Source organism: Blastomonas sp., assembly GCF_041747255.1.
In the GTDB taxonomy this organism is placed as follows: domain Bacteria; phylum Pseudomonadota; class Alphaproteobacteria; order Sphingomonadales; family Sphingomonadaceae; genus Blastomonas.
Genome location: NZ_JBGTFM010000354.1, coordinates 1 through 6,106 on the forward strand (window position 1 = coordinate 1; position 6,106 = coordinate 6,106).

Sequence of the window (6,106 nt, forward strand, 5' to 3'; positions counted from 1 at the left end):
GCGCCATTGGTTGGCGCGGTCACCACCTTGCCGCCGGCTGCGTTCTCCTCGTTCACGGCTAGCGCCCACAGGTTGACCCAGTCGATCACGGTCAGCGGATCAGACAGCATCCGTTCCTGCCGCGCCATCAGATGCGCCATGATCAGCGGCGCACGGCGCTTGACCCGGAGGCCACCGGGCAGCTCACCACCATTGCGGATACCGCGCTCGATGCAGGCCGACATCGCGTCGGCAATTTCGGCCAGCCCTGCGGACAATGCGTCAGTACTGTGCGCTGCCAGTTCATTGGCGCGGGTGATCTCGGCGATGCTGAGGCCCGTATCGCTGGCGATGCGCAGCAGATCGGCGCCCGAGCAGAACACGTGAGGAGGGTCCCACAGACCATCGCCCGCAGGCGCGTTGGCGCCGGTCTCATCCTGATCGACCACTGCGCCGCCGCCGACCGAGAAAAAGTTGCGCTGGTCGATCACGCTGCCGTCGGCTGCAAAAGCAGTGAAGGTCATCGCGTTGGAATGATAATCGAGCCGTTCGCGCTGCAGGAACAACAGGTCTGCCGATTCATCAAAACCGATTATCTGGTGGCCTGCCAGACGCAGCACGCGCTCGGCGCGGATGGTCTCCACCAGCCGGTCGGCGCTGTCTGGGTCGCAGCTGCGGGGTTCTTGCCCCGACAGCCCCAGCAGGATGGCGCGGTCGCTGGCGTGGCCCTTGCCGGTCAACGCCAGTGATCCATAAAGCCGGGTCTCGATCCGCACGACCTGCGCGAGATGCCTCGCATCGGTGAGCCGCGCGACAAAGCGGTTCGCCGCCACCATCGGTCCCATGGTGTGCGAACTCGACGGCCCAATGCCGATCTTGAACAGATCAAAGACCGATGCGACCATGATGCGTCATCCCTTGGGTTTGGCTCATGGCTGCTTGCCATCACGCAGCAGATAGCGCTGCCAGAAGGCCAGCGTCGTCCAGAACAGAAAGTCGCCGTTTTCCTTGCGGCGAAAGCCATGGCCTTCGTTGCGCGCCAGCAGGTGCCACGCGATGCCGCCGCGTGAACGCACCGCATCGATGATCTGGTCAGCCTCGCTGGCGGGGACGCGCGGATCATTGGCGCCGGTGACGACCAGCAGCGGCATTTTCAGCTCATCGACGCGCGCCAGCGGGCTGATCGCCTCCAGCTTGGCGCGCTGTTCCGGGATGCGTTCGTCGCCATATTCGACGCGGCGAAGATCACGGCGGTATTCCTCGGTATTTTCAAGAAAGGTGACAAAGTTCGAGATCGCCACGATGCAGCTTGCCGCGTTGAACTGGCGCGCGTAGCGGATGGCGCTGGCATAGCACATATAGCCGCCATAGCTGCCACCGGTGACGCCAAAGCGTTTGGCATCGAGCGTTTTGTATTTGGCCAGCCGGTCAAGGAACGCGCCGATGTCCTTGACCGAATTCTCACGACGGAACGGGCCGTTATCAAGGCTGACGAAGCGTTTGCCAAAGCCGGTCGATCCGCGCACGTTGGGGTAGAACAAGGCAATGCCCAGTTCGTTGACCAGATAATTGTTGCGCCCGATAAAGCCCGCGGTCGCCTGACCCTCTGGCCCGCCGTGGATCGACATGATCAGCGGACGTTTTCCCGGGTGGCGCACCGGGTCGGGGCGATAGAGCAGACCGGATATCGGCTCGCCGTCAAAGCTCTTGATCTCGACCAGTTCGGGCAGAACATTGATTGCCGGGTCCAGCCCCCCGGTTTCGCTCTCGGTCCAGCGCGTGACCGCCAGCGTTGCCGGGTCAAGGCTGTAGGCATCGCCCGGTGTCTGATTGGAATAGACCGTGAACCCCAGGGTCCCCCAGGGCGCAAAGCTCATCCGCGCACCGATATCGCCGGGCGGCAGGCCGGTCACCGCGCGGGCGATGCCGCTTGCGACATCATAGATGTAAAGTTTTGAAAAGCCTGCCTCGTTCACAACATAGGCGATGGTGTCACCATCCTTGCTGATCGCAAAACTGCTGATATCCCAGCGTCCGCCATCGATCATCGGAGTGAACACGCCGGTGCCAGTGTCGAGGATGCCCAGCCGCTGCACATCGGAATCGCGGTCGCACGATACCCACAGCCGTCCGTCCGGGGCGAAGGCGAGATTGCCATAAGCGACCTGCACGGTGTCGCGGGTCACCTGCCGGATGGCGCCGCTTTCGACATCGATGATGTGCAACTGGCTATCGGTCACCGAGATATAATTGAACACCAGCAGATCGCGGTTGTTGGGGGCGAAATCGATTGCTGCCCAGCCGCCGCTTTCGGTCGCCATCAGCATCCGAGCGGTCTTGGGATCGCGCGGGTCGGTCACGTAGATGTCGTTGTAGATGCCGGTGCGCTGATTGCTGGCATAGGCGAGCAGCTTGCCGTCCTTCGACCATGGCCCCAGCGCATGGCGGCTCTTGCCATCGGTGAGCAGCGTCAGGCGGCCCTTGTCGAGCGCATAGATCTGCGCAACCTCGTTGCCGCCTGCGTCCTTTTCCACCAGCAGCATTGATCCATCGGGCGACCATGATCCGTTGGCGACCGGCTCTTCCTCAAAGCTGATCTGCTGCCGCGCGGCTCCTGCGCTGCGCACCTGGTGCAACTGCGCGACATTGGCAAAGCGTGTGGTGATCAGCATCGAACGGTCAGCCGGGTTCCAGCCGACAAAGCCTGCGGTGCGAAATTCCAGATAGGGCCGCGTCTCGCTGGCCAGGGTTTGCGGGATTGGCGGAATGCCATCAGCAAGCATCGCAGCAGGGGGCGCGATGGGAAATGGCGTATCGACCTCTTCGGCCTGCGCGGCTGTGGCCAGCGTCATCAACGCGGCGCTGGCGGCCAGACAGCCCCATGCCATCCCTGTCAGCCTGCGCATCTGTTCGCTCTCCCGTTGTTATTGCATGTTCCTCTATGGATGCGCGCGGCGCAATGCAATTGCTGGCTAGGCATTGCTGCGTGCGGACCCTAGAAGCCGGGCGCATGGCAACCGCTGTTTCCGTTTCTGAACGCGCACCTTTTGTGTTGTTGGACGATGCCCGGACCACAAGGGCGAGCGCGGCGCGGCTTTATTCTGATCCGGTCGAGTGTCTGAGCGCGCGCACCGGTGATGAACTGCACGATATGCTCGACCGGTTGCGCGACGCGCAACGCGATGGGCTCTACGCGGCCGGATATCTCGCCTATGAGGCTGGCTATGCGCTTGAGCCACGGCTCGCCCCCTTGCTCGACGCGCTGCCGCCGATGCAGCTGGGCTGGTTCGGGCTGTTTGCAGGTCATGAGACTCTTGATCCCGGCGCAGTCGATGGCTGGCTTGCCGGGCAGGGCTGTGGGCGGTCGCCGCTCCTTGGCCCGGTGCGCCCGGCGTTCGATCAGACTGGCTACGCCCGGCGGTTCGAAGACGTGCGCGACGCGATAACACGCGGCGATATTTATCAGGCGAACCTCACCTTCCAGAACACGGCCGCATTTTCCGGCGATCCGCTGGCATTGTATCGCGCGCTGCGCAGCCGTTCGGCGGCGGGCTATGGCGGGGTGATCTTCGATGGCGCGGACTGGCTGCTCAGCCTTTCGCCCGAGCTGTTCTTTACCCTGTGCGATGGCACGATCACGGCTCGTCCGATGAAGGGCACCGCGCCGCGCTCTCCTGGCCCGGCAGCGGATGCAGCGGCTGCTGCGGCGCTGGCATCATCGGACAAGAACCGGGCGGAAAACCTTATGATTGTTGATCTGCTGCGCAACGACCTGTCGCGCGTCGCCGCGCCGGGCAGTGTGCGCGTCGACAATCTGTTCCGTATTGAAAGCTATCCCACCGTCCATCAGATGACCTCGACGGTGCGCGCCGACATAGGACCAGGGCAGGATGCAACCGATATCATCCGCGCGATCTTCCCATGCGGATCGATCACCGGCGCGCCCAAGATCAGGGCGATGGAGTTGCTGCAGGCCATCGAGCCCGAGCCGCGCGGCGTCTATTGCGGCACGATCGGCCGGATCGATCCGCCCAAAAACGGTTTGCCGGGTGATGCTGCATTCAATGTCGCGATTCGCACCTTGCATCTCACCGCGAAAAGCCAAAAGCTGCGGCTCGGGCTGGGCTCGGGCGTGGTCGCTGACTCGCAAGTTGATGACGAGTGGCACGAGTGCATGCTGAAGGGGGCGTTTTTGGACGGGGCAACACGGCAGTTTGATCTGATCGAGACGATGGGTTTCGATCCGGCGCACGGCATCGGCTGGCTGGAACTGCATCTTGAGCGCATGAAGGCGAGCGCAGCGGCGCTGGGCTTTTCGTTTGACCGCCACGCGGTGCGCAACGCGCTCAACCACGCCTGCTTCCACCTTGACGTGCCCACCAAGGTGCGGCTGTTGCTGTCTGCGAGCGGCGAGACCGCCATCGAGATGCGACCCGCCCCGCCCGCCTTTGATCGCCCGCTTGACGTGGTCGTGCGGAAAATGACACTTGGTGCCGACGATCTGAGACTGGCGCACAAGACCACCGACCGCAGCTGCTATGGTGCGCCGCGCGCCCGCGCCCGCGCTGAGCTGAATGCGGACGAAGTGGTGTTCGTGGACGCTAGCGGTGCAATTACCGAGGGCAGCTTCACCCATGTGTTTGTCGAGCGCGATGGCGTGCTGCTTACCCCGCCGCTTGATACCGGGTTGCTGCCCGGTGTGCTGCGCCGCGCGCTAATCGAGGAGGGCAGGGCACGCGAGCATCGGCTGACCCGCGATGATCTGGCAGGCGGGTTCTTCGTTGGCAACGCCTTGCGCGGGCTGATGCCCGCCCGGCTGATCGCTGAATAACCACGCTGGTCGAAGCCTCCCGGCGGCTCGTCGGTTGCTGAACGCGCGATTGTGCGCTGGTTCATAGCGGATAAACCGATCTCAGGCACATTGTCCGCACATCAGGCGGCAATGACTGGCTGATTCGACGAGGCAACGGTTGATACCGGCCTGCCTGTAACCAATATCCTGCGTGGCGCGAACTCCTCTGCAGGATCAGGACAAGAAGAGACCTAATGCGTATTTTAAAGACAGACCTGTTCCGCAACTTCATGGGTGGTTTCCTGATTGGCGCCATCGCCCTTTTCGCCATGCAACCGAATGACGACCGCGCCAAGATTGGCGAGCAGGTCGGCGCGTTGTTTGCCAGCATTGAAAGCCACAACGTCTGATGACCTTTCCGCGCGTCTTTTCCGGCCTTGTTATCGCAGGCGCTTTTGCGGCGGCTGTTCTGGTGGCACCGATGGGTGTCTCGCCGCTCGCCGCTGAAGAGCCCAAGATCATCCCGGCCCCCAAGCTCAAGGCGAGCGAACCGGCCAAGCAGCAGATTGCGATCTTTGCCGGAGGCTGCTTCTGGGGCGTCGAGGGCGTGTTCAGCCATATCAAGGGCGTCAAGAGCGCGGTGTCCGGCTATCATGGCGATGCCAAGGCCAATGCGACCTATGACAAGGTCTCGTCCGGCGCGACCCGCCATGCTGAAGCGGTGCGCATCGTGTATGATCCAGCTGTGGTGAGCTATGGCGAGTTGCTTCAGGTGTTCTTTTCGGTGGTTGCAGATCCCACCACGCTGAACCGGCAGGGGCCGGATACCGGCGCGCATTATCGCACCGCGCTGGTGCCCACCACCAAGGCGCAGGCGCAGGCGGCGAGCGCCTATATCATCCAGCTCGAACAGGCGGGCGCCTGGAAAAAGCGGATTGTCACCAAGGTCGAGCCGTTCAAGGCCTTCTATCCGGCCGAGACCTATCATCAGGACTTCATGTTCAAGAACCCGACGCATCCTTATATCCTGCGCTGGGACAAGGTGAAGGTCGACAATCTCAAGCGCACCTTCCCGGCGATCTACGCGGCCAAACCTGTGCGCGGATAGGCGCTTGCATCATTGCATCGCGCGGCCATGCAGCCTAAATAGCCATGCATGGCACCGGCAGAACAACACGCCCATCGGCACACAGAACATCATGGCCATGATCTGGCCGCCGCTGCGCAGGCCGCGCTGGTTCAGGCGGGCGAGCAATGGACCGATATGCGCGCGTCAATCTTTGACAGCCTTGCCGGGGTCACTAAGCCTGCATCGGCTTATGACATCGCTGATCT

General features: G+C 62.7%; 5 protein-coding genes and 1 pseudogene. 4 read left to right on the top strand and 2 right to left on the bottom strand.

The genetic code is table 11. From position 1 onward, the window contains the following. Together ACEW8G_RS12115 and ACEW8G_RS12120 are read right to left on the bottom strand one after the other, a co-directional pair. Positions 1 to 884: serine dehydratase beta chain (locus tag ACEW8G_RS12115; protein WP_373488675.1), on the bottom strand; the 884-nt coding region annotated here is incomplete at its 3' end. 24 nt (positions 885 to 908) lie between these two features. Further along, positions 909 to 2,885, bottom strand: a complete 1,977-nt coding sequence (locus ACEW8G_RS12120; protein ID WP_373488676.1) for a S9 family peptidase — start codon at positions 2,883 to 2,885, stop codon at positions 909 to 911. Positions 2,886 to 2,989: 104 nt separating this feature from the next. Here ACEW8G_RS12120 and pabB point away from each other — a divergent pair, with 104 nt between their 5' ends. From pabB to ACEW8G_RS12140, 4 genes and pseudogenes are all read left to right on the top strand, one after another. Further along, a complete protein-coding gene (gene pabB, locus ACEW8G_RS12125; RefSeq protein ID WP_373488677.1) occupies positions 2,990 to 4,810 on the top strand; it encodes an aminodeoxychorismate synthase component I in 1,821 nt (606 codons plus the stop codon). 215 nt (positions 4,811 to 5,025) lie between these two features. After that, positions 5,026 to 5,181, top strand: coding sequence for a hypothetical protein (locus tag ACEW8G_RS12130; protein WP_373488678.1), 156 nt, complete (start codon positions 5,026 to 5,028; stop codon positions 5,179 to 5,181). After that, positions 5,181 to 5,879, top strand: a complete 699-nt coding sequence (msrA, locus tag ACEW8G_RS12135; protein ID WP_373488679.1) for a peptide-methionine (S)-S-oxide reductase MsrA — start codon at positions 5,181 to 5,183, stop codon at positions 5,877 to 5,879. Before ACEW8G_RS12130 ends, msrA begins: the two co-directional genes overlap by 1 nt. Positions 5,880 to 5,927: 48 nt before the next feature. Then, a pseudogene (locus ACEW8G_RS12140) lies at positions 5,928 to 6,106 on the top strand (transcriptional repressor); the annotation flags it as partial.